The organism is Sphingobacterium sp. UBA2480 (assembly GCF_002341965.1).
Classification (GTDB): domain Bacteria; phylum Bacteroidota; class Bacteroidia; order Sphingobacteriales; family Sphingobacteriaceae; genus Sphingobacterium; species Sphingobacterium multivorum.
Window position 1 is genome coordinate 545,846 of sequence record NZ_DDPA01000007.1, and the last position, 24,590, is coordinate 570,435.

At 40.4% G+C, this 24,590-nt stretch carries 25 protein-coding genes; 16 read left to right on the forward strand and 9 right to left on the reverse strand.

The window, feature by feature from the left end:
* Positions 1–11: 11 nt before the first annotated feature.
* The 3 genes from B3600_RS15545 to B3600_RS15555 are packed head-to-tail and all read left to right on the forward strand — an operon-like array spanning position 12 to position 4,205.
* A complete protein-coding gene (locus B3600_RS15545) occupies positions 12–1,157 on the forward strand; it encodes an endo-1,4-beta-xylanase (RefSeq protein WP_286753595.1) in 1,146 nt (381 codons plus the stop codon).
* A 5-nt stretch (positions 1,158–1,162) separates the two neighbouring features.
* Positions 1,163–2,134, forward strand: a complete 972-nt coding sequence (locus tag B3600_RS15550) for a glycoside hydrolase family 43 protein (RefSeq protein ID WP_286753596.1) — start codon at positions 1,163–1,165, stop codon at positions 2,132–2,134.
* A gap of 19 nt (positions 2,135–2,153) precedes the next feature.
* Entirely contained in the window at positions 2,154–4,205 is a 2,052-nt protein-coding gene (locus B3600_RS15555) for an alpha-glucuronidase (protein WP_286753597.1), read from the forward strand.
* A 33-nt stretch (positions 4,206–4,238) separates the two neighbouring features.
* Here the strand turns inward: B3600_RS15555 and B3600_RS15560 are convergent, their stop codons facing one another.
* On the reverse strand, positions 4,239–5,102 hold the full coding sequence (locus B3600_RS15560; protein WP_286753598.1) for a helix-turn-helix transcriptional regulator: 864 nt from the start codon (positions 5,100–5,102) through the stop codon (positions 4,239–4,241).
* A 365-nt stretch (positions 5,103–5,467) separates the two neighbouring features.
* On the opposite strand from B3600_RS15560, the gene B3600_RS15565 reads away from it, so the two are divergent.
* Together B3600_RS15565 and B3600_RS15570 are read left to right on the forward strand one after the other, a co-directional pair.
* Entirely contained in the window at positions 5,468–6,484 is a 1,017-nt protein-coding gene (locus tag B3600_RS15565) for a zinc-binding alcohol dehydrogenase family protein (RefSeq protein ID WP_286753599.1), read from the forward strand.
* Between the two features lie 122 nt (positions 6,485–6,606).
* Positions 6,607–9,045: a mechanosensitive ion channel family protein gene (locus B3600_RS15570; RefSeq protein ID WP_286753600.1), complete on the forward strand. Its 2,439-nt coding sequence runs from the start codon at positions 6,607–6,609 to the stop codon at positions 9,043–9,045.
* Positions 9,046–9,374: 329 nt separating this feature from the next.
* Here B3600_RS15570 and B3600_RS15575 read toward each other — a convergent pair whose 3' ends face one another.
* Both B3600_RS15575 and B3600_RS15580 read right to left on the reverse strand, forming a co-directional pair.
* Positions 9,375–10,658 carry an MFS transporter gene (locus B3600_RS15575; protein ID WP_286753601.1) on the reverse strand — a complete coding sequence of 428 codons (1,284 nt, stop codon included), beginning with the start codon at positions 10,656–10,658 and terminating at the stop codon, positions 9,375–9,377.
* The gene (locus tag B3600_RS15580) at positions 10,658–11,752 is read right to left on the reverse strand and encodes a zinc-binding dehydrogenase (RefSeq protein ID WP_159333143.1); all 1,095 of its coding nucleotides are present in this window, start codon (positions 11,750–11,752) and stop codon (positions 10,658–10,660) included. Before B3600_RS15580 ends, B3600_RS15575 begins: the two co-directional genes overlap by 1 nt.
* A 202-nt stretch (positions 11,753–11,954) precedes the next feature.
* Here B3600_RS15580 and B3600_RS15585 point away from each other — a divergent pair, with 202 nt between their 5' ends.
* Positions 11,955–12,848, forward strand: a complete 894-nt coding sequence (locus B3600_RS15585; RefSeq protein WP_286753602.1) for a sensor histidine kinase — start codon at positions 11,955–11,957, stop codon at positions 12,846–12,848.
* A 167-nt stretch (positions 12,849–13,015) separates the two neighbouring features.
* Here B3600_RS15585 and B3600_RS15590 read toward each other — a convergent pair whose 3' ends face one another.
* Entirely contained in the window at positions 13,016–13,702 is a 687-nt protein-coding gene (locus tag B3600_RS15590; protein WP_167450492.1) for a class I SAM-dependent methyltransferase, read from the reverse strand.
* Positions 13,703–13,923: 221 nt separating this feature from the next.
* Positions 13,924–14,628, reverse strand: coding sequence for a hypothetical protein (locus tag B3600_RS15595; protein ID WP_286753603.1), 705 nt, complete (start codon positions 14,626–14,628; stop codon positions 13,924–13,926).
* Positions 14,629–14,762: 134 nt separating this feature from the next.
* On the opposite strand from B3600_RS15595, the gene B3600_RS15600 reads away from it, so the two are divergent.
* The 6 genes from B3600_RS15600 (at position 14,763) to B3600_RS15625 (ending at position 18,576) form a co-directional block, all read left to right on the forward strand.
* Complete coding sequence (locus tag B3600_RS15600) at positions 14,763–15,140, forward strand: hypothetical protein (RefSeq protein ID WP_115050395.1); 378 nt, start codon at positions 14,763–14,765, stop codon at positions 15,138–15,140.
* A gap of 83 nt (positions 15,141–15,223) precedes the next feature.
* Positions 15,224–16,078: a FixH family protein gene (locus B3600_RS15605; RefSeq protein ID WP_286753604.1), complete on the forward strand. Its 855-nt coding sequence runs from the start codon at positions 15,224–15,226 to the stop codon at positions 16,076–16,078.
* Positions 16,079–16,120: 42 nt separating this feature from the next.
* Positions 16,121–16,612: a c-type cytochrome gene (locus tag B3600_RS15610; protein ID WP_286753605.1), complete on the forward strand. Its 492-nt coding sequence runs from the start codon at positions 16,121–16,123 to the stop codon at positions 16,610–16,612.
* 9 nt (positions 16,613–16,621) lie between these two features.
* Positions 16,622–17,008, forward strand: a complete 387-nt coding sequence (locus B3600_RS15615) for a hypothetical protein (protein WP_139145044.1) — start codon at positions 16,622–16,624, stop codon at positions 17,006–17,008.
* A 40-nt stretch (positions 17,009–17,048) separates the two neighbouring features.
* Complete coding sequence (locus tag B3600_RS15620; RefSeq protein ID WP_286753606.1) at positions 17,049–17,915, forward strand: AraC family transcriptional regulator; 867 nt, start codon at positions 17,049–17,051, stop codon at positions 17,913–17,915.
* Positions 17,916–18,402: 487 nt separating this feature from the next.
* Entirely contained in the window at positions 18,403–18,576 is a 174-nt protein-coding gene (locus tag B3600_RS15625; RefSeq protein WP_167450493.1) for a hypothetical protein, read from the forward strand.
* A 49-nt stretch (positions 18,577–18,625) separates the two neighbouring features.
* On the opposite strand, the gene B3600_RS15630 is transcribed toward B3600_RS15625, so the two are convergent.
* Both B3600_RS15630 and B3600_RS15635 read right to left on the reverse strand, forming a co-directional pair.
* Positions 18,626–19,384: a TIGR03915 family putative DNA repair protein gene (locus B3600_RS15630; RefSeq protein WP_286753607.1), complete on the reverse strand. Its 759-nt coding sequence runs from the start codon at positions 19,382–19,384 to the stop codon at positions 18,626–18,628.
* Entirely contained in the window at positions 19,384–20,637 is a 1,254-nt protein-coding gene (locus B3600_RS15635; protein WP_070568095.1) for a putative DNA modification/repair radical SAM protein, read from the reverse strand. Before B3600_RS15635 ends, B3600_RS15630 begins: the two co-directional genes overlap by 1 nt.
* A 183-nt stretch (positions 20,638–20,820) precedes the next feature.
* Here B3600_RS15635 and B3600_RS15640 point away from each other — a divergent pair, with 183 nt between their 5' ends.
* On the forward strand, positions 20,821–21,327 hold the full coding sequence (locus tag B3600_RS15640) for a pyridoxamine 5'-phosphate oxidase family protein (RefSeq protein WP_070568092.1): 507 nt from the start codon (positions 20,821–20,823) through the stop codon (positions 21,325–21,327).
* Between the two features lie 106 nt (positions 21,328–21,433).
* Here B3600_RS15640 and B3600_RS15645 read toward each other — a convergent pair whose 3' ends face one another.
* Positions 21,434–21,586 (reverse strand): lmo0937 family membrane protein, encoded by a 153-nt coding sequence (locus B3600_RS15645; RefSeq protein ID WP_112376008.1) that lies wholly within the window; start codon positions 21,584–21,586, stop codon positions 21,434–21,436.
* Between the two features lie 52 nt (positions 21,587–21,638).
* Positions 21,639–22,148, reverse strand: a complete 510-nt coding sequence (locus tag B3600_RS15650; RefSeq protein WP_201638913.1) for a ClbS/DfsB family four-helix bundle protein — start codon at positions 22,146–22,148, stop codon at positions 21,639–21,641.
* A gap of 367 nt (positions 22,149–22,515) precedes the next feature.
* On the opposite strand from B3600_RS15650, the gene B3600_RS15655 reads away from it, so the two are divergent.
* The 3 genes from B3600_RS15655 (at position 22,516) to B3600_RS15665 (ending at position 24,205) form a co-directional block, all read left to right on the forward strand.
* Positions 22,516–22,965, forward strand: coding sequence for a protein-disulfide reductase DsbD N-terminal domain-containing protein (locus B3600_RS15655; protein WP_286753608.1), 450 nt, complete (start codon positions 22,516–22,518; stop codon positions 22,963–22,965).
* A 195-nt stretch (positions 22,966–23,160) separates the two neighbouring features.
* Entirely contained in the window at positions 23,161–23,583 is a 423-nt protein-coding gene (locus tag B3600_RS15660; RefSeq protein WP_286753609.1) for a hypothetical protein, read from the forward strand.
* Positions 23,584–23,608: 25 nt separating this feature from the next.
* Entirely contained in the window at positions 23,609–24,205 is a 597-nt protein-coding gene (locus B3600_RS15665; RefSeq protein WP_286753610.1) for an outer membrane beta-barrel protein, read from the forward strand.
* The last annotated feature ends 385 nt before the right edge of the window (positions 24,206–24,590 follow it).

Consider the following 24,590-nt stretch of genomic DNA (forward strand, 5'->3'; position numbering starts at 1 on the left):
AAACCATGAAGATGTTAAAAACTATTGTTGTAGCTGTATCAACATTATTATTTGGTCCTACTGCTTCAGGCACTTTGCAAAATCCGAAGCGAGCCCCGGATTCATTGACCTTGAAAGATGCATTTGAAGGTAAGTTTTATATAGGAACAGCATTAAACCTTGATCAGATATGGGAGCGGGATGAGGCTGCGGTAGCGGTGGTCAAAAAGCAGTTCAATTCCATTGTTGCCGAGAATTGTATGAAAAGTATGTTTTTACAACCAAGGGAAGGTGAGTTCGATTTTAAGGATGCGGACCGTTTTGTGGCGTTTGGAGAAAAAAATAAAATGCAAATTATCGGTCACACGCTGATTTGGCATTCGCAGACTCCAGCTTGGTTTTTTATTGATAAAAACGGGAAAGAGGTCACCCGGGAAGTACTTATCGCACGCATGCGGAAGCATATACAAACCGTAGTGTCGCGCTATAAGGGAAGGGTGTTTGGTTGGGATGTGGTGAACGAGGCTATACTGGATAATGGTGAATGGCGTAAAAGCAAATTCTACCAGATTATTGGACCGCAATTTATTGAATTAGCATTTAAATTTGCTCATGAAGCAGACCCAAAAGCTGAATTATATTATAACGATTATTCGACAGCAATCCCCGAAAAAAGAAAGGGGATTATGCACATGGTGCAACAGGTAAAGGCTGCCGGTGGTCAGGTCAGTGGGATTGGCATGCAAGAACATAATGCGCTGGACAATCCACCTATTGAAGAAGTTGAAAAAACTATACTCGGATTTGCGGGCCTTGGAGCAAAGGTAATGGTAACGGAAATGGATATTTCGGTCCTGCCACATGTACGCCCCAATATGGGAGCCGAAGTTGGGGAACGTCATGCTTACAGCAAAGCAATGAATCCCTACGAAAAAGGGCTTCCAGCGGAGAAAATGGACGAGCTAGGAAAGAGATATGTAGCGTTTTTTAAATTATATCTCAAACATCGAGATAAAATATCGCGTGTGACATTGTGGGGTGTAGGCGATGGAGATTCATGGAAGAATGGTTGGCCTATTCCGGGACGTACAGACTATCCGTTGTTATTTGATCGGAATTACCAGCCCAAACCATTTGTAAAAGATATTATTGCGTTGACTCAAAAAAAAAAGAAATAAGAAATATGAGCAAAAGTAGGTATTTATATTCCGAAGATTACATGGCTGATCCTTCAGCTCATGTGTTTGAAAACAAAATTTATATTTATCCCTCTCACGACAGGGAGAGCGGTATTCCCGAAAATGATAACGGCGACCATTTCGATATGCAGGATTACCACGTGTTTTCTCTTGAAGATATCAATGCGGACATTGTTAACCATGGAAAGGTACTGGATGTGAAAGATATTCCTTGGGCTGGTCGTCAGCTTTGGGATTCTGATGTGACTGAGAAAGACGGAAAATACTATATGTATTTCTCCATGAAGGATAGAAACGATATTTTTAAACTCGGTGTTGCTGTGGCAAGCCATCCTTATGGACCATTTGTTCCGCAGGAGCATCCTATCAAAGGAAGTTACAGTATTGATCCATGTGCTTTTAAAGATACAGACGGTTCCTATTATTTATATTTTGGTGGTATATGGGGTGGACAACTTCAATTTTATCGGAATAATAAAATTATTTCGCCCAATGAATTGCCAACATCTGATGAACCCGCATTGTCTCCAAAGGTTGTCAAGCTGTCTGCTGATATGATGGAGTTTTCGGAACAACCAAGGGATCTTGTTATTTTAGATAAAGAGGGCAAACCATTAACGCATGGGGATACGGAAAAGCGATTTTTTGAAGCTTCCTGGATGCATAAATACCAAGGTAAGTATTATTTTTCCTATTCTACAGGCGACAGCCATTTGATTTGTTACGCCATAGGAGACAATCCATATGGACCATTTACCTATCAGGGTGTGATTCTATCGCCCGTAGTTGGCTGGACCACGCACCACAGCATTGTCGAATTCAAGGGGAAGTGGTACCTATTTTATCATGATTCGGTACCTTCTGGAGGAAAGACCTGGCTTAGAAGCATGAAAGTTATTGAGTTGAGCTATGATGAAAATGGTCATATTAAGCCGATTGATGGATTGTCTTCGTAATGATATATTTTAGTTCAAGATGAGATATATCATGCGTTTTCATTTCTATTTGGTGATCATACTGTATTGTGTTCCCACTGCTTTACGAGCTGAGGACGGTAGTCAGTTATGGCTGCGGTTTTCAAAACAGGAGAAACCAGTAGGCACCGTCCAGATTATAAAAGGAAAATCAACTGATGTTACATTGGCATTGGCAAAACAGGAACTGGAATATTACTGGAAGGGTGGGGATGTCATTTTAAAACTTGATCATAGAAGAAAGGATTTAAAAGATGGCTATCAAATAAGCCAACGCGAAAATCGGGTTTATGTGGTCGCCGGCCGATCAGCGGGTATATTATATGCTGTTTATCATTTATTGCGGCTTCAGAAGACAGGAGCAGGGATACCTCCTACAGGATTCATTGAAATACCGTCTTACGATATTAGGGTCTTGAATCATTGGGATAATTTGGATGGGACAATAGAACGTGGATATGCAGGGCATTCGCTATGGAACTGGGAGGAATTGCCGAATAAACTTTCACCCCGATATGAACAATATGGACGGGCCAATGCTTCGATTGGAATTAATGCTACCGTGTTGAATAACGTGAATGCTTCTTCGGATCTATTGAAGAAGGAGTATCTGATAAAAGTTAAAGCTCTGGCGGATGTCTTCCGTAAATATGGTATAAAAATATATGTGTCGATCAATTTCTCTGCGCCGAAAAATTTAGATGGCTTAGCTAACTCGGATCCCTTAAATAAGGATGTTCAGCACTGGTGGAGATCCAAGGTGAAGGAGATTTATGCGTTAATTCCGGATTTCGGCGGATTTTTGGTCAAAGCAAATTCTGAAGGACAGCCAGGCCCCCAAGATTATGGACGAACCCATGCGGACGGAGCCAATATGCTTGCCGATGCGCTCAGCCTCTATGGCGGTACCGTGTTTTGGCGTGCTTTTGTCTATCATCCGACTAAAGATGACCGTGCCAAACAAGCCTATCAAGAATTTGTTCCACTCGATGGTCAGTTTCGTGACAATGTTATTCTTCAAGTAAAAAATGGCCCGATAGATTTTCAACCCCGGGAACCTTTCAATCCTTTATTGGGGGCGATGCCAAACACAGCGAAGATGCTCGAATTTCAGTTGACACAAGAGTATCTGGGATTTTCCAACCATTTGGTCTATTTGGCACCTTTGTTTAAGGAAGTATTGGATAGTGAAACCTATGCCACTGGAAAGGGCGGAACGGTGGCAAAGCAGACCGACAGTAGTAGGCATTCGGGGCGTAAAACGGCAATCGCTGCAGTAGCTAATATTGGTTTGGATACCAATTGGACGGGGCACCACTTCGCGCAAGCCAACTGGTATGCTTTCGGCCGTTTGGCCTGGAACAATAGCCTGTCTTCAGCACAAATAGCGGATGAATGGATACGGTTGACGTTTACGGGAGCGCAGGAGTTTCTCGAGCCAGTCAAGAAGCTGATGTTGGAATCTCGGGAGGCAGCGGTCGATTATATGATGCCATTAGGTCTACATCACCTTTTTGCTTTTGAGCATCATTACGGTCCGGAACCTTGGGGCGATATTCCGGGGGGGCGTCCAGACTGGATGCCCTGGTACTACCATAATGCGGATAGCGTGGGATTGGGTTTTGACCGAACAGCCAAGGGAAGTAATGCAGTATCACAGTACAATCCACCATTGAACGAAATATATGGAAATAGAGCCACTTGTCCGGAAAATCTTTTATTGTGGTTTCATCATGTTTCCTGGAATCATCGAATGAATAGCGGAAATACGCTTTGGAGCGAATTATGTTTCCGTTATGATCACGGTGTCCAAAAAGTGAGAGCGTTTCAAAAAATTTGGGATCGTATGGAAAGATATATTGATCGATCACGTTTTTCAGCTGTTCAAGCTAAACTTAGAATCCAAACTAGAGATGCAGTTTGGTGGAAAGATGCTTGTCTGCAGTACTTTCAGTGTTTTTCACGTCAGCCGATTCCTTATGAGTTGGAGCGGCCAATACATAATTTAGAGGAGCTAAAGAAAATCAAGTTGCCGATGGGGCATCATAATTAGCAACTTCAAGGTCTTATTCATAAATGGATTACTTCATCTGCTTATCCGACGTTTGTAACTCATCGGTGTCTCGCCTGTTAGTTTTTTAAATAGTCTATTAAAGTAAGATATATTTTCAAAGCCCAGTCTAAAACACAGTTGTTGAATATTGTCTTCATCAACTAACATCATTAGTTGTGCTTTTTCTATTTTCTTCTGGTTGATGTAATTCACTGGCGTGATATTTATATGCTTTTTAAAGAGTCGGATCAGGTGATCTTTGGAGATAAAAATTAGATTGGCGAGTTGTTCGATAGCAATCGGATGATGGATATTTTCGTCTATGTAATCGAGTACACGTAGAAGGCGTTTTTCGACTTGTGGTATCTTGTTGGTTGCTTCCGCAAGGAATCTGCTCATCAATAAATGAATGATCGCTTGGTTTTCGGAAGCTCTGGCGAAAGGTGAAGCCGTCTGCAGTGCCATGTTTTTCATTAACTCTGTTGAATTATCGTAGCCCTTTGGATCGTATATTTTTAATTCACGACCTGGATTTATAGCATATAGATGTTGGATAACTGTCTCCAATAGCTGATCCGATTTGATTTCCTTCGGAAAAGTGTAACGGTCGAAAATACTTGATCTTATTTCGGGGTTTTCATAAATATGGATATAATAGAGGGATAATTTATCGGAACAGTCATAGCTGTGATGGATATAGGCTGGGGTGAGATAGAGATGGCCAGGTCGGAGTTTAATGACCTCGTCATTTACAATAATAGCTGCTTCTCCTTCAGAGACATAGTGTATTCTGGCAAAAGGACTCTTAATATCTTTAAAATTCCAATCTGCCTGATGTTCCGCATAGCCAATATTCAATAGTGTAAAATCAAGTTTATTCTTTTCGTTATTTATCATTATGCGAAGCGGAAAATAATTAGATACAATATTAATCCCAGATACAATAATACTCGTTTTCTCTAAAAAAAAATAGCGTTTTTACGTACAATTATTGATAATGTTTCTTTTTGGCGCAATCGATGTATCTCTAGGAAATTAATTGTGTTTTTTAAACGGAGCATTTTGTGATGCTTAGTGGAGATGGGTCGATATCGTATTATTTTTTATCGCTAATGTAGTTTCTTTCTCCATGCTATATAATTATTTTTGGCTATATGATAATGCAAAGATTTTGAAATAGGAAACCTTCTGAATTCTGATATGATCTTTGGTATCACAATAACCCATAGCAGTTGCTGTTTAAATCTTGATACCATTTATAAATGAAAGCAATAAGAATTATTAAAGCGGGGAGTGTGGAAATCACGGATATACCACGCCCCACTGTTAAAGAGGGACATGTCCTGTTAAAAATTGATTATGTTGGATTCTGTGGTTCGGATCTGAATACTTTTAAGGGATTGAATCCATTGGTCAATTTACCGGTGATACCGGGGCATGAAATTGGGGCAACGGTGGCGGAATTGGGCGCTAATGTGGTGACTGATCTTACGATCGGTACAAAAGTTACCGTCAATCCATATTCCAATTGTGGTGTTTGTACGGCCTGTAAAAATAATAGGCCTAATGCCTGCCGTTACAATGAGACCATGGGGGTGCAGCGCGATGGTGCTATGGCGGAATATATTGTTGTACCGATTGAAAAGGTTATCGCTGGGGGACAACTATCATCCAAACAATTGGCTTTGGTGGAGCCTATGAGTGTGGGATTTCATGCTGTTGATCGAGCTTCGGTAACGGACAGCGACGTTGTATTGGTATTTGGATGCGGTATGATCGGGGTGGGGGCAATCATTCGGGCGGCATTACGAGGGGCCACAGTCATTGCAGTTGACGTCAGTGTTGAAAAGCTTGCTCTTGCAAGAAAACTCGGTGCAAAGTTTACAATTAACAGTGTTGAAGAAGATCTGCATGCGAAGTTGGCAATGTTGACCCAGGCCATGGGGGCTGATGTCGTGATCGAAGCCGTTGGCCGAAAAGAAACGTACTTAGCTGCTATTGCTGCAGCGGCCTATACGGGTAGAGTGCTATATATAGGCTATGCAAAAGATGCTATTCCCTTTGATACACAGTTTTTTGTCAAAAAGGAGCTCGATATCAGGGGGTCGCGCAACGCTACGTCAAAAGACTTTGTCGCAGTAATGAATTACCTGGAAATGAAGACCTGTCCATTGGAAGATCTGATAACAGCTATTTATCGGGCGGAAGATGCGCAATTCGCTTTAGAAGCCTGGTTAAATGATCCTGGACGAGTTTTTAGGCTATTGATTGCGTTTTAAAACGATGGCGGTGTGCTACATTTCCACATAATCTAACGCGTGTTTTTTGAAGTAATATATGTACATTTAGATGTTTAGCGTACAATTTAAATACCTAAAGGAAAAAATAAACTTCAATTGTAATGAACAGCAAAGTTTTAGCGTGTTTTTTCATCATGCTGTGTTCGAAAATGCTTCTAGGCAATTCGCAAGATTCGGTCCAATCGGGTTTCGTCGCCAAGATGGACCGATTTTTTAAAGAATCGGCAAAAAAGAGTGTCCAGGATTTGGAGATGGATCGTGCGGCCATCCGCCAGAATCGGGTATTGGAAGATGTTAAGTTATTGGCGAGTCAATCGCGCTCTTTCCTGCATAAAGGTTTCGATTCGTTGAGTGTGGACCAAGGGTTGAAAGAATTGGTCGCCTTACACGATATAGCTAAGGACGGTGTTTTTGAGAATAAAGGGTCGGCACAGTCTTCGCGCAATCTTACCGTAACATTTAATATTTTGAATGCTTTGTCCATTGAAGTAAGGAGCTTAAAACGTGACATAGACCGCTATCAGGATCGGCTCACAAACTATCAGCTGGAACTTGATTCATTAAGTAATGATCCTGCACTTTTTGTTATTTCCAAAGATTCTGCTAACCTTGCCCGTTATCTGGGCAGGATTCGGGTGATTGCTTTGGAGATCGCACCCATCACCTTGAAATTGGCAGAACGGATTAACGGTGTGCATGAATTACAAAATAAAATTAATTTAGAGCTAGCACGGCTGGAATCGGATATGGAGGAGGTATTATATTACCAGAACCGACTCTCAAACCGAACGATAGGCCGCAACTTTGTCAATATTTGGGTCCCTAGTAAGTTTGAACGACCCATGAATGAAATCCTTTACTTCTCATTCGTGAAAGCCAAATTGCTCTACTTCTATTATTTAAGGGCGCATCTTGGAAAGCTGTTTTTCTTTTTCTTGGGGACTTTGATTGTGGTCATCTATGTCCATGTCTTGCGTAGAAAGATCAACGATGAAAATGTGATTCAGGCAAGTCTGTTACTGCATAGACCGCTATTGAGCGGATTGACGATTGGATTGTGTGTTATGCAATTTATATTCCCGACGCCACCTTTTGTGTTCACGATCACAATTTTGACGATTGCGTCAATCTTTTTATCTCTTGTTTTTAGACCGGCAATAACGGGGTACTGGATGAAGGTTTGGCTTTCCATTTTAACCCTTTTTATTTTTGCCGGATTGGATAACCTGGTGCTTCAACCTTCACGGTTGGAACGCTGGCTGATTCTTGTCATTGCCGCCCTTGCCTGCCTGGTGGGTCTGCTTGCGCTCTGTCATAAGAAACGTCGCGATGAGATAAAAGAACGTTGGATACTTTTTCCGATCGCATTTATGGTTTTCCTGGAATTTGCGTCCATTATACTGAATCTTTTCGGCCGTTTTAACCTCAGTAAAGTTCTTCTGGTAGCAGGGTTAACAAATGCTGTAGTCTTTATTTTGTTTTTGTGGGTGATTCGATTGGTCAATGAGGGATTGCAATTGGCTTCTTCGGTCTATCAGAAGCAGGAAAGAAGACTATTTTATATTAATTATAATAGGGTAGGCAAAAGAGCTCCAGCTTTTTTTTATGCGGTATTGATTGTTGGATGGTTTGTGCTCTTTGGCCGAAATTTCTACGAATTCAGATTCCTCGCAGACCCCTTGCGAGATTTTTTGGAAACCGGACACCGCTTGGGTAACTATCAGTTCTCCGTCAATAACCTCCTGGTATTTCTATTCATTATGGTCTGTGCAACGGTGCTTTCAAAGATTGTTTCCTATTTCGCAGCAGATTCCCAATGGGAGAAAAAGGATGGGGCAGCTCAGAACAAATTTCGACTGGGAAGCTGGATTTTACTCGTTCGGATCACGATTATCGTGATTGGATTTTTTCTGGCCTTTTCGGCACTGGGGATCCCTGTTCAACAGATTGGTATTATCTTAGGGGCATTGGGGGTAGGAATAGGCTTTGGCCTGCAGACGCTGGTCAACAATCTGGTGAGTGGTTTGATTATTGCCTTTGAAAAGCCTGTGAATGTGGACGACCTAATTGAGATCGGTGGGCGATCGGGAAAAGTGAAATCGATAGGGTTTCGCAGCAGTGTCATTGCGACGGCCGAGGGCGCGGATCTGATTATGCCCAATGGGGACCTGCTCAATGCGCATGTGATGAACTGGAGTCAGGGTGGGGCAAAAAAACGTCTCTGCATTCGGCTTGAGGTAAAATATGGGGTAGATCTTGAAAGGGTAACTCAGTTGCTCAAAAAAATAATGGATGAGGACGAGCAGATTCTCTCTTCTGGGGGTACTGCTGTGCAGTTTGCACAGGTAAACTCACAGGCAGTGGTGGTCGAACTCTATTTTTGGGTCAGAATATCTAAAGACGGTGGTAGTGTCAAGAGCGGACTATTAACCAAGATTTATAACGCGTTTGCTGATGAAGGTATCGATATGGCTTTGCCGATTCAACAGGTAATCCTCAATCAGACCAATAGCGAAACAAAAGTGAAACCCAATCATTAAAGTTGATCAGGAGATTATTTTACCATGGTATTGACTGATGGTCGAATCAGCACATTAGTTTACGAGAGTCAACTTTTGAAGAAATGGGGTAGAATGTCCTCCTTTGGGAACACAAAAATCACTTAAGGAAATAATAAAGTCGGGTTGTTCGTGGTTCATTGCATCGATAAAGCGTTGGGTACAACGGTTCCCATCCTGCATCAGATCGTAATGTAGATCGGTGATAACACCGAATTTTAAGTTCTGATGTCTAGCATCAACTTCTCGGTTGGAGCTGTGTCAAAGTCGGTACGCATTTTTGCAAGTTTTTAAGAATTGTTTTCGGTTTATCATGGCTTTTTATTTGATATTGATTTTGGACTTCGGACAAAACCAATGATTGTTGCACATATCGCACATATCAATGCAACAAAAAGAAATATATTGGCCGTGTTGCCTGTGTAATCTATCAGCTTACCAAACAAAGGTTCACCAACGGCCGCAAATACATACGCAAACATGTTCATCACGCCGATACCTGTTCCAACAAGTTTGGTTCCAAGCAGATCTGGGCTCAGGGTCCAGAAATTGGCTTGCGGACCATACACAAAGAATCCTGAGGTAAACATGAGTATGCCCATCAGGAGGTGATTGTGAACAGGTACCAAATAAATGAGAAGGGCAATAATGCAGCTGATCATCATACCCGCAGCGATCGATTTACTTCTGTTTTTGTTAAAGACGAGGTCTGAAATGTATCCGAAAGAAACAGCACCAAGGGCCATCCCAATGGGGATGAGTAAGGTTAACCACATATTGCCTGATGATTCTTTGTAGTTGTTCCCTAAAAAGTGGATCGGTACCCAAAAGATTAAGCCATACCGTGCCATACTTTGAAAACCAATGGCGAGCGAAGCGATCATAAAGTTGCGATGCTGAAATACATGCAGATAGGACTGCTTCCAGTTTTCTTGTTTTTCGGATGCTGCAACTTGTTCTTGTGTGTCTTCCGGTTCCGCGATTCCTTCTTTTTCGTCAGCAGGAGTATAGCCTTTTTTTTTAGGGTCGCTGTATGCGACAAAAAGAAAGACCAATAATGCGCCAGCGAGAAATAGGATAGGATAGCGAAATAGGGTGCGCCAGCTTTGTTCCTGTTGGACGAGTACCAAAGCCATCAGAAAGGTCAAAACGGAGGAGCTTCCGGCAGCCATGGTATAAAAGCCAAAAGCCTTGCCACGTTCGGAGCTGCTCCACCAATTGGAAATAAGCTTACCTCCTGAGCCCCATGCCATGGATTGGAAATAACCGTTCAGCGTCCAAAGAACCAAAATAGCTGTATAAGAACCAGCGAAACTGATGGCGAGATTACAGAGAATGGACAAGCCTCCTCCAGCGACAATCATAATTTTGGGACTCCATCGATCGGCTAGATTTCCATTGATGAGCTGGCCGATCGCATAGCCCATTAACATTGCAAAACTGATCCAGCCTACTTGCTGAAAACTGATGTCTAGCTCTTTGGCAATACCTCTTGCTGCCCATCCAAAATTGTGTCGACCTGTGTAAAAGAATAAGTAACAAAACATGGTTACAGACAACATTTTCCACTGATCTTTTCTAAATTTTCTTTCCATTAAAGCTGCTCCGTTGAGGGGTGGACGAATAAACCTGCTCGTATTGGTTTGTGCGTTAACGCATAGCTTATTGCATCATTGACTTCAGCAAGTGGGAATTCACGTTCGATCAATGATTCAAAGGGATACTTTTGCCAGTTTTCAATGATAAAGTCTACAGCGACAGAGAAATCGGTATAGTTGTAATTATGCAGTCCTTTGATCGTGAGCATCTTTCGAATTACTTTTTCGGCGTCTATCCCAGTAGCGCGCTGCTTAAACACGGCACCTACGAGAACAGCATTCCCATGGAGCCCCAATGTATCGATGCCAAGCTCCATCGCCTCTGGCGAGCCGCTCATGTCGATAAATCGGTCTATAACTGTAGCTTCTAATGCTGTGCTGGATGTGGTTTCACGTAGATCTATTGTAGCTGTCGCGCCAAATTTTTTAGCGAGTTCTAAACGTGCAGGATTAATGTCAGAAGCGATGATACTTTTAGCACCCATTTCCTTGCACATGGCAATGCTAACCAGTCCCAATAATCCAATGCCTGCAACATGAATGTTTTTTTTCGTAATGGTCTCTGCCAGGCGAAGGGCTCCTGCCGAAGTAGCAACAGCACAATTGATGGTGGCAGCTACTGCAGGAGAGATATCTTTTGGAAGTACTCGTATGCAGGTATTTGGCCGTAAGATGATATGGGTTGCCAATCCACCATGAAGGTCATCCATTTCGGTTATCTGACGGTGACCATATTTGTAGATCTTATCGTTTTTCTGCGGAATCTCCGGCTGATAATTGGCACTATTGGGATCACTGGAAAAAACAGTCCAGGTAATTAGGTCGCCAATCTGTAGCTGATTGCCTCGTGCATCAAGTCCGCTATGATCAGAAGAAATCGCTGCGATAACGCCCACAATCTCATGACCTAAAATCGTAGGACATGGTTCGTTTCGCAACCCACAATAGGTATGAAGATCACTACCACAAAGAGTGGTATAGCGTATGTTGACCAAAATTTCGCCATCTTTCAAAGGTGGAATAGGTTTGCTCACTTTAGCGAGCGCCGTATTAGCTTGATCAAAAACGTAATATGTTGCTAGTTGTTTCATTTTGCATAAAAATACATAAGTTATGCAATACTAAACAAAGTTTATTTATACTATATTTTCAAATGATTAAGTTTTTGTGAATAAGGTCAACGATTGATCGAAATTAGTGAGATTCGTTTTAAGGTAAATTTTTTAATTAGCACGTGATTGTTTAGCTTTGATAATCCATTAGTCATTATTATTAATTTATTACCTAAAAATTGTGCAAAGCCAAACTATTATTACTTTACTTATTGTTGGAATAGTCATCAGTAAAACGCTGATAGGTGTACTGATCTACTTTTTAATACGAAAGAACCGGTTGCTAAAGGTCGAACAGCTCAAATTAACGACTGCCAACAGTATTCTCAGTGAACAGGCAATTCGTATTCATCATTATAATGAGGAGTTAAAAATTGCTGAGAGTTTCAAGACTAAAGTCCTATCCATTGCATCGCATGATCTCAGGGCACCATTTGCATGGGTCGAAATTTTGCTGGCGATTGATGATATTTCTCTCGTTGATAAGGAGGAGCTTAAACTCATTTTTTTAAATCTAAAAGGCCAGGTGGCCAGATCGCGGACGATGTTGGAAGAGGTCTTACTTTGGACAGAATCACAACTTCGAGATAAGCTTGAAAATACCGAGAACTGTAATATTCGCGATCAAATTGATGCGGTATTGGGAATCTATGCGCTAGAAATCCAACGTTTCAATATACAGATCATAAATTCGGTGAATCCGGATTTTTGCGCGGATACACATAAAGGAATTCTCGCTTTTGTGCTAAGAAATGTGATTAGCAACGCCATTAAATATGGACGAGTCGGCGGTAGCATCGTGCTGCAATTGATCGATGACCAAAGCGATCGATGGGAGCTTATCGTTAGCAATGATGGGGAAGAACTTTCATCGGAAGTCCTCCACAATTTAAATTTTGTTAATAGCTGGGACCGTAAAAGATCTGAAAACAAAAATGGTGCAGGGTTGGGTATCTCCCTCTGTAAGGATTTGATCAAACGGATTGATGGAAAAATGCAGTTCGAGAATCAGCATGGTATAGGCGTTTCTGTTCGGATCTCGTTTCCGCGGAAGGCTTATCAGGCTGTCTCTTGATAACAATCAATCTACTATAAAAGCCCGATCTATATCGGGCTTTTTTTATGAAGAATTAAATGACAAACTTAGTTTTTTATGAATGATCAGTTGGTATGAAAGATCCGTAAATCAATCATTTTGCGGCTTTTCCAGACGAAAAACACCTCAAAGGTCTTAAAAAAGCTTTACTTTTTGAGAGCTTCTAGCATAAAAAGTCCTTCAGTTTCGAAAGGGAGTTCAAGAATACGATTTTGGGCATCCATATCGACTTTAATAGAACCAAATCCAACTGCTTCCAATAGTTCGATGTCTTTGGCAGGACGTTGATGTGCACTGATGTCTAATGCCGATTTGATGTCATTGATCTGATCTATAGCGCCCGATGGACATTCATCGTGCCTTTCGGTACTAAAGACCGTTTTCCCAAAATCGGCATCTAGGTTGATCATTTTTCCGCCCGGCTTGAGCACACGTTCCATCTCGCGGTAGCATTTTTCGAGATCGGGGATGGTCCACGTCATCAACCTGGTGAAGACGAAGTCAAAGGTGTTGGCTTCAAACTGTAGTACTTGCGCATCCATGACCCGATAGTCTACGCGAAGTTCTAGTTCTTGGCTGACGAGTTTTGCATATTCAATCATCTGCGGGGAGAGGTCAACGGCAGTAACCTCAAAACCCGCAAGGGTCATAATGTTGGCGAAATATCCCGTAGCAGTACCGACTTCAAGTACCTTATTGCCCGAAGCCTGGCTACGGACGGACTTGAAAAACGCTAGCCAGCGTTCGGTCTCCGGCCTGGACCAAGCTTCATCCCTTTCCTTGCGCCAGGAGCTACTACGGTCATTCCAATATGCTGTTATTCTTTTAATCATCGCAATAGTGTTAACAGGTACAAATTTATCCATTTTATCAGCAACAATTGCTGGAATTTATGTCATATCTCTGATCAGCTTATTTTGGATTTTTATTCTGCTTGCCTCAGCTGCGGACATAAATATCACCCAGCCAATCCACAAACGTAATATTAAATAATAAGCAATACCTATTGAATGTTGCACGACGACGTGTGTGAATTTGCCCAGGAAAACAAATTTTAGCTGTTTTTTGATTGTTTTAGTTCATCAATCGTCCGGTTGTATCGATCATAAATAACTTTTTCAGGTTCAAAATTTGGATTAGGTTTCCAATATTCTTCGATCTGAATCGTATTTTCCTTTAAGATGGTCTTTGATCTCAGTAGTGTACCTTTTCCATGGACTTCGTTTATGTCAACAGGGTTGATGGAGGAAAAATGTTTTTCTAGCATTTTCGGGATTTCGCGAAAATTGATGCAATTTTCGTAAATAACGACCTTTTTACTTGTTTTAATCAAGGGTAGGAGAACTTTCGCTAACCATCCTGGCTTTTCTGACGCGATTTGAATTGCCGGTTGTGTCAGATAAAAGCTAAACTGCGCCTGGTCGTCGCTGTGGTAGTTGCTGTAGATAATGGTCTCGATAATTTCCCAGGAGATAAATTGGGTTGTTTTTAGCAAGGGGATTTGATAGGATATGCCTTTATGATCGGATGTTACACTTTCCTGTTGGGCAATCTGTCGTGTTATGGTTTTCTCGGATACTCGAAATCCAAGGGTCATACCGTACAGGATAATACCGGGGAATAGTATGAAAAGTACAGAAACGACATAAGCCCCCACAATTTTGCTGCCATGAACCATCATGAATATTGTCAAAGCTATTCCGATACAGATAAACAGCCCAAGTAATAATTTAATGACTAAAAGAGGATTAAACTTCATTTGTTCAAAGCGCGTGATTTTTAGCTAAATGTACTAAAACTTCTTGATGTTTTAGAAAACATTTGAGCGTTTTGAAAAGAGGCAGTTCGTTGCTGGTATGTCAATAATTAGTATATTTGCTGCACTAGCGATACATGAAAGCGAAACAATTGATATGGATTCTACTGCCGCTGATGCTCCTGCAGAGCTTCTCGTCGGTATGGCTATGGACTGTTTTTGAATTTAACAGAGATTATATTGCTAAGAATGAGTGTATCAATCGATTCAACGAAAAGGCACTTTCCTGTAGAGGACAATGTATCTTGATGAAGAAAATGCGTGAACATGAGGAGAAGGAACAAAAGAACCTGGAATCTCGTATAATCGACGTTGTATTTATCAATAATCAGCAACGTTTTAACCTTGATATCGCTTTTTTTGAAGAAGCGGCTGCGGAGACCTTACTTCCAGCATATCAGGCAAACTATAGCTATAGACCAATCTTTACTATTTTTCATCCACCTTTGGTTTAAGTCATTTTGCTTTTCGTACGGGCTGTCGGCATATTGACTGATGGCAGGTACTGTCTATTTTCAAAAGATTTAAATTAATACATATGAATTTATATTCCCGTGTCGGGACTGTCGGGGGCGTAATCTTACTGCTACTCGCATTTTCAGTTGCTTTTTCAACTTCATCCTGTACTGCCGATCATTCAAAAAAGAACGGTAAGAAAGCTACGGATTTTATCTTGCCTAAGGAATCCGATCTGGTCCGTATAGCGGATACTGTTTGGGATGTTACCAATTATACCATATATGCGGATGCCAAACTCAACAATAAATACCATACCATTTATCTGCGTTTAAGAGATACCTCGGGAATTCCGATCAATGACAAATCCCTTGATTTCTATCCAGAAATGAGTATGGGACGTATGAAGCATGGAGGCCCCTTTGAGCATCCCGTCGCGCTCGGCGAAGGCTGGTATAGCAGCCCAATGGTTTTTATTATGGCGGATATCCCGCAGATGGGGAAGGGCTGGCAATTACATACGATACGTAGTCACAATCGCATAAAAGATACACTTGCCATCAAGATTCCGGTTACTGCAGCAGCAACCATGCGAACAATGAGCTCTGGAACCAGAGACGATAGCCGCGTATTTATTTCCTGCCTATTGCCTGATAGCGTAAAGCAGGGAAGGCATCCCATCCGATTTTTAATGAATAAAATGGATGGTCATCATTTTCCGGTATTAGATCATTATGTCATTAAACTAAAGACCAATAGGCCTACTACGGAAACGGGGTCTTCGGAAAATTTTGCTGCTGAAAGTACAGGTAATGGTTACTATGAAGGCACTGTTAATTTTTCTATGCCTGGTCGTTGGGAAGTCATTGTCGAACTATGGAAAGCGGGCAAAAAATCAAATCAGGATGATATAAAATATCTAGTGCAGGTCACTTAATACAAACAGAATTTATTTTACCAATATACTTAAACAATAAAAATGAAAAAGAGAATCAACGTAATCCTAGGCTGTTTCGGTTTTGTAGTTATACTGGCGTGTAGCGGAAATGAGGCGACAAAAGTCAAGAAGGAAAATAGTGCCCAGCAACCTTCCGCAGCGGAGTCTGGGACCATGCTCGATTATAAAACCGAGGGGCCCAAAGGGGTGGGAACTATTTCTTCCTTCGAACACAAACCTTTTGATGCGCAGCTTGCAAATAGGGGCGTAGAACTATTTGTGTCGAAATGTGCAATGTGCCATAGTTTTGATCGTACATTGGTAGGTCCATCGTTGGACGCTGTCATCAAACGTCGTACCCCGGAGTGGATTATGAACATGATGCTAGATCCGGCAACCATGCTGGAGAAAGATGCCGACGCGAAAGCACTGAGTAAGGAGTATGGGTCGCCAATGATTAGCTTGGGCTTGAAGCAAGAAGAGGCACGTGCCATTTTAGAATATTTGCGCGAACGTAATAGCACTACAAAATAGATCGGATCAATGAAGTCTCAACACTGTAGATGGTGGTTTTGTATGACAATGGCTTGGGCAATATGTGTGCAGGCAACCAATCTGTTGTGGGCATTTATTGAATTTGAGTGCAATCGTACCTATATCGAGCAAAACCTCTGTGTCAATCGTTTTGAACCGGCAGTGAGCTGTAAAGGCTTCTGTTTCCTTAGCGAAAAGACGGTTGAACAAAAGGATGTGAACAATGTGCTCGCCAAAATGAAGGGGATGGAAATATTGGTCTTTGTGCAGTATGTGAAGGGAGTCTTGCTGTACTCTCCAATAGTACCTGATGTGAAAACTGTCTATCCGAAAGACTTTGTCTCCGATACCTTCGGAGGTATACTGCCTGAAGTTTTTAGACCGCCAATCATTTGATTATTCCACAAATATTTTTTCACAGAATAATCATAAAGAAATGGTAATACGAAAAGAGAAACTAGATTTTCTAAAATTAGAAGATATTGATTCCACTTCGCAGGGAATCGTTATTATGCCTATAGCAGCTTTTTTACAAGCTAAAGCAAATCAAAATACGCTCCACCTAAGGTCTTTTTATACCCTTTTGCTTATCAATAGTGGTGAACTGTCTATGGTAGCGGATCAGAGCGTACAGATTATAGCTGCCCATGATATAATCAGCATAAATTCAAATTGTGTGTGTAGTTTTCATGCAGGTTCGTCTGTAGAAGGATACAGTGTCTTATTTACAGCATCCTTTCTCATGGAAAGTCAGAACACTGCTGTAAGAAACTTCTTTCATTTTTTAAGGAGTAGATGTAAACACGCTTTTGTGCTATCGAAAGAAGATATCATCAGTTGTCTACATATAGTAAGTTTGATGGAAACAGCTTATAATTCAGTTAAATTGAGTGCTCACGGTGTATTGAGCCGCTATTTAACCATGCTGCTCCAGATTTTGGGACGGCAAATCGTGGTCGATCATGTGGCTGCAAAGCAGGAGGAAGATGACGATAAAATCCGGAGTTTCGAATCTTTGGTTGATAGTCATTATGCACAGCAGCGTTATCCGTCATTTTACGCAGAGCAATTGAATATATCGATCAACTATCTTAATCGGATTTGTCGAAAAAACAGATCGACGAGCTGCGGCACTATTATCCGCGGACGGATACTATTGGAGGCCGAGCGATTGCTTTATCATACCTTTAAAACGGTAAAAGAAATTGCCTTTGAACTCGGTTTTGAAAATGTACCATATTTCAGTACTTTTTTTAAAGCAAATAAAGGAATGAGTCCTGAGGAGTTTAGGAAAAATTGTTGATGTAAATATGATTAAAAGCCTTTTTCATGTAGTTGAAAAAGGCTTTACTTTTCAAAAAAAATGTCCTGTAGCCTACGCAACCTTATTTTTTCTTTTCCGATTTTTCCTTATCATCAACAGGTAAATCCAATATAGCCATTAGTAATAGATAATAACCTTTTTCCAATCCCATTTTTTGTGCTTTTTGGTGTATCGTATCCATATCTTTAGTCAATTGTTGTTTAAATTTTATTTTGCTATTTGTGTAAACAGAATCAAATGCTGTACCCAAAACTTTCCCGAGGCTCGCTAACCGTATTTTTAGGGCATAAATAACGTAGAGCGTTCATTATTTGACAAAAAAATACGGACTGCTCAGGTATTTAATACAGTGAAAATATCAGATGAATCGGCAATGAGAAGTAAAAAGTACATGAACGTCTTTGCTGTAAAACATTTTCTATGCCAGCATTGTCATACTTACGATTAATAATAAAAACAGGTATTTATGAAAAAGATAATTCCATTTGCGCTCATGTCGAGTTTATTGATGCTCGTGTCGAGTTGTGCAGCAATTGAAGGTATATTTAAAGCAGGCGTATGGTCGGGTATCCTATTGGTTGTTGTCGTAGTCGCAATTGTCATTTGGTTGATCAGCAAGTTGTTTGGTGGATCAAAATGATTTTATGAACGGGGTTTTCGCTATTTTGGGACTTATTGTATTTAGGTACTTATTGTTTTTCGACGAGATATTTCCAGTAACGTTTGGGAACATGTCTTAAATGAAGCTTCAGGTTTTTGCGTGATTCAATAGAGGTACTTTTAAAATAAGTCTTCCAGAGATGCTGATAATCTTTTTCTTGAGGATCGAGATCCACTTCTAGCTGATATGGATCTTGAACCTCGTCTTTATTGTTGTTGTATACCTCCAAGATATTTTTGCCATCATAATGGAAGCCATAGTTTCGCCGTATATCATAAATTAACCAGCACTGGTCGGCGAATCGGTTTTTAAAGAAGTCTACAACCAGGGGAATCACATTGAAATCGGGTTCAACGATGGCCGTGTAGAGATTATCGTTAGACTTGACAAATCGGATAAAAGCTTTCATGCGGTGTCGTTCGCGGCTTATCTTTTTGACTGTCTGATGGATACGGAGTATGGGTGGGTATCCATAATTGCGTATATCTAATTTTCCCCTTCGAAAAAGTTCAACAATCAATTGAAATCCATTGAGCCATTCAGATTGATTATCGGACAAAAAATTATGATAAAAGATTTTTGTTTCTTGTGCTCCAAGTATTTTTTCCATTCCCACTAAAATGCGCATGGCTTTTTTAACCTCAGTATGAACCTGTCGCTTTTCCGAAAAAATACTAATTGCCATAGACTTTTCTGTTGTGGGAATGCTATCAAATTCTTTCCGTTCAAAAGCTTCAAATACACAACAGAGGTAACCGGAATAACTTCCGTCAAAAATATAGTCCATTAGAAAAGTGTTAGCTGTGTATTGGAAGCCTTGGCTTGTGTACGAGGATTACTTTCAAGAATAGACTTTCTGATGTTTTCGGGATAGTGGAAGCCTCCAGCGATGAGTGTATCCTGGCAAACCATAAAATATTTGGCGCGATTATAGGCAATTCCCATTTTTCGAAGTTGATATTCCTTTAATTTTCCATATTTGCGCGACTGTACAATTTTGTTGGCAGATTGCCTGCCAATACCCGGGATTCGGATAATCCACTCATAAGTAGCGCTGTTGATGTCGATAGGAAAGAATTGCGGGTTGCGTAGCGCCCAAGCAAGCTTAGGGTCTATTTCTAGATCGAGATGTTGATGCGTGCTGTTGAGTATTTCATGAAGCGAAAAACCATAAAATCGAAGTAGCCAATCTGTCTGATAAAGTCTGTTTTCACGTACAAGAGGCGGTGTTGTTCCAATTTGGGGAAGGTTGGAATCGGTCGCGTTGATGGGAATATAACCCGAATAATACACCCGTTTGAGATTGTAATCTTTATAGAATGTATTGGCCGCCTGCATAATCTGTAGGTCGCTCTCTGGAGTTGCTCCAATAACCAGCTGCGTACTTTGGCCTGCTGGTACAAATAAGGGTGCTTTCTTGTCTTTTTTTCGATCCTGACGAAGATTGAGAATTTCATTTTTAATAATCCCCAGAGGCTCGCGAACGGACTGATGATCCTTTTCCGGAGCAACAAGTTTGAGTCCCTCCTCAGTAGGAATTTCGAGGTTTACACTCATTCGGTCAACATATAAACCTGCTTCTTTTAATAATGATTCACTTGCTCCGGGGATGGCTTTGAGGTGGATATAACCATTAAAACGTTCTTCCGTCCGAAGTTTCTTGACGACTAACATTAAGCGTTCCATGGTGTAGTCTGCAGATTTGAAAATACCCGAACTTAAAAAAAGACCTTCGATGTAATTTCGACGGTAGAAATTCATGGTCAATTCGACAACTTCCTTCACCGAAAATGCTGCGCGTTGCACGTCGTTGCTACGTCGGCTAACACAAAAGGAACAGTCGTAGATGCAGTAATTGGTCATTAAAATTTTTAGTAGAGAGACGCAACGGCCATCTTCGGTGTAGGTATGACAAATGCCACTAGCCGATGAATCGCCTATTCCACCACTATTTTTTCGTTTACTTCCACTTGAACTGCAACTTACGTCGTATTTAGCGGCATCAGCTAATATTTGCAATTTATCATCAAAACCAAACATGATATGTTCTCCAATAATTTGCTGTAAAATTACTAATATTATTAGTAATAAATACCCGTAAAATTACTTGATTTGCCTTTTTTAGGTTCGTACTATTCATCTTCAACTGCGGGAGGATGCCCAAATTTGCTAAAAAAATAAACGATTTGTGACGGGATTTTGTTCATGAATAAACTACATATTATGGCAGAGAATAATTTGAATAATAAAGAAGCGCTAGAAAAGCTAAAAGGGATCGTCGATCAAATTGATGTGGGAACAGTCTGTTCATTTCCATCGGATTCTGACTATCCCCATGGTGTTCCGATGAGCAGACAGGAAGTGGATGCAAATGGTGACATTTGGTACATCTGTTCGGCAGAAAGTGAGACGTTTAAAAATATTTCACAGGATCCCAAAGTTTCCCTATTTTATGCCGATCCCAAAACCTACACCTTTTTGAGTATAAACGGTAAAGCAAGTCTTTCGCGGGATCAGGAAAGGATAGACCGTTATTGGAACAAAATGATGGAAGGCTGGTTTAAGAAAGGAAAAGAAGATCCCAATATCCAATTGCTACAGATCACACCTGAAGAAGCGCATTATTGGGATTCAAACTCAAATATGGTCATCAACTTGTTTAAAATGTTGAAAGCGGCTGTTACAGGCAATACACAAGATATAGGTAAAGAAGGAGATCTTAATATTTAATATAAACGGAATCTATAATATCAACACAGTAATTAGCACCCTAAAAAGGTCCTCTTTTCCAAAATGAGGACCTTTTTTCTAACCAAACTTTTATCGAAAAAATCTGTTACGCGTTTCCTTTGATCACACGTAAAAGTACTGCGATGATTGCAATTACCAAAAGAATATGAATTAGCCCTCCGCCAACAAAGCCTCCAAAAAAACTGATTGCCCATATCAGGACCAAAATAACAGCGATAGTATATAATAGATTTCCCATAGTAATAAATATATATGTGTTTATTGAATAACAATACTTATCCAGCGATGGTTTAGTATTTTTTCTCTTTTTTCCACTTACGGATCCTCCCGACTGCATTTTGATAAGGTGAAGCGGTGTTAAATTGAATCATTCTGCCTAAGGTCCATTTTTCATACCACGATACACCATAAAGCTGCATGTCTGTCTTTTGCTCAATGAGTTCCACAATTTTTAAAACAGTTTGGTCTAGTTTTGCGCACAAAGTATTAAAATCTAGATTGTTATAATCCTGATAAAATTTTTGAGCCAGTTTGCCTAGCTCATTCCATTTAAAACCAGTCTCCGGAAAATCAACCTCTTTGCCATCTTCACTTTTCTTATTCCATTTGAGAACCAGCTCACCCCAGCCAATTAAATAGGAAATTAGGTTATTTATACTCATTACTGTTCCTTTAGCATGACCCTGGAGTATAAGAAGATTAGTTTGATCGTTCGGAATATCGGAAAGTTCACAGACAAGCTTGCTGTAATTTATACGGATAGCTTGAAGGAGTTCGTCTTTTGTGGTTGGTATAGCCATGGCATAAATGTGAATTATACATAAGATACAGATAATTATGTATAATTGATTAGCTTGGGATGGAAGTTGTAGAGCAGAACGTGTTCACAAGCCCACAGCAGACAATGTTTGACAACGCCTTTTGTTTTAGTCTGATAGGGTTTTTGAATATATTATTGTAATTGAAAAAACAATAAACTTTAAATTGTAAAAAATATGGTTTTATGTGTGTTTTTTGGTAAAATTTATTGTTTTATTAAAGTGGTGTTGTATTTTATTCTGTTTATAACGAATATTGTTGTAAGTATTTAGACAGGATCTTTCATAGGGGAAATACTGTCTAAGATGTACTGCCAATGAAATAATAAACTGAAAAATTGATACAAAGATGAAAAAGATTTTATTGTTACTAACCGTGGTTATGTTCGTCGTTTCGGGCGCATTCGCTCAGATTCATAAGCCTGTTAAATGGACTGTGGCCAGCAAAAAATTGAACAACAAGGAAGCTATGGTCTATGTGAAGGCCACTATTCAAGATGGTTGGCACATTTACTCCCAAAATGTAAAAGACGGTGGCCCAATTCCAACATCTTTCAATTTCGGTAAAGCTGCTGACTACGTTTTGGTCGGTAAGACGGCTGAACCAAAACCGAAGATCAAACACGAAGAGGTTTTCAAAATGGATGTGGGATACTTCACCAATGAAGTGATCTTTCAGCAAAAGGTTTCGCTCAAGAAAGGAACAGCAACAGTAAAAGGTACCGTGGAATGGCAAGCTTGTGACGCTTCACAATGTCTTCCTCCAGATGAATATGCTTTTGCTGTAACGATCAAATAGTTTAATAAATAAAAGCAATTAACGATCTAAAGCGATTTGGCGCTTAGGATAATTGATAGAAAAAGGAAAATTAAGGATAAAGGCTAGGTAATCACACCTAGCCTTTTTTGTTTAAAGGGGGCTTTTGGTATAAAAAATAAGCCCTTTGGTATAATATGTTAAATCTATTTTTTACGAAATTTTAGCTTTGTTTAAATGGATTACACAAACTTACTTGAGCAGGCAGATCTTTTTTTAGTGCATAGTTACCGCAAGAACCACAACCCACAGCTATATTTTCACACCATTGAAAGGGTTCGAGATATTGTAAACGCAGTAATGACCCTAAGTGAAAAATATGCCTTGACGGCCGAGGATAGATTTGTGGTTTCGGATGCGGTCTCATTTCATTTGGGAAGTAAAAGCTTTGTTGACCTTAACCAAAGGATGTATCTGGAGGTAAATTATAGAAAGAATCAGGTGATCGATGAACGCATATGGTATGCACTGACCCTGGTCTTCTTACGAAACCATACGTACTTTACAGAGGAAGCACGCCTATTGAAGGAAGGTATAAAGAAGAATAATATTGCCTATTTTGTGAAGTTGCAAATTGCAGGAAAACAGTCATCGGTCTAATGTAATGGTGTGTTTTATGATAAAAATGATAAAGATAGATCGATTAAAGTTGAAGCATTGTACACTAGTTAGTTTTTTGATCATGGGATTGTTATGTTTCGAGACCGCATGTTACGGACAAATGGGGTTTGGACTTCGGGTGGGTGGTAATATTTCGCGTGCAAGTGGCAATGCATTTGGCGCCAATAGAATGGGATATCAATTGGGAGGGGATTTGATTTTTGGACTTAATAGCAAGATGGATATTCAAGTTGAGCCTAGTTACAACTTAACCAGAATTCGTGTCAATGGTAACACGGCATCTCTTGCTGAAGGCTTATCCAAGGGGACCCGTTCGCTGAAATATCTCAATACACCCGTATACCTAAAAATTAATTTTACGAGAAAATTTTCAATCTTGGGTGGCCTAGACTTGAATATGTTGCTCAACGACGACAGGTATAAACTTAATGATGGAAAACCAGCGTTCAACAGTCGTACACGGATAGGTTACGCATTAGGGATAGATCTTGGCGCGCTGTATTTTAGATACCGACAATTCAAAAAGAATAATAAAATTGTAGACAATTGGGATGCACATATTGACCAGTATCAACTGGGATTTAAAGTGCGTTTGTTTTAAGCTAATAGTTCCACTGGTAGGTAACCTTTACAGACTTTCCTGTGCTGTAAGCTGAGCCGCTCTGATTTTGCTACATCAGGCGGCTTTAATTTTATTAATGATTTACGATTTGTTGTGGAGATGTTTATTGCTGGATATCATGGATATTTGCAGGACTAGCTCGATACACCAATCGATGTACTTGTAACGGGCTGATGGAGGATGGAGCTCCTATAGGGCTGAAGGATTTTCCCCGTTTATCAAACTAGACTGCAAATACCGGGATGCTGATCGTGAACGTACGTTACGACAAGGGGATGCTGATCATGTTAAACGAGGTTTGTACTTCATCATGCGAAAGTTTTTAAGGAAGTTCACCTGTTATTGTTTTAGCGTATATCTTTAT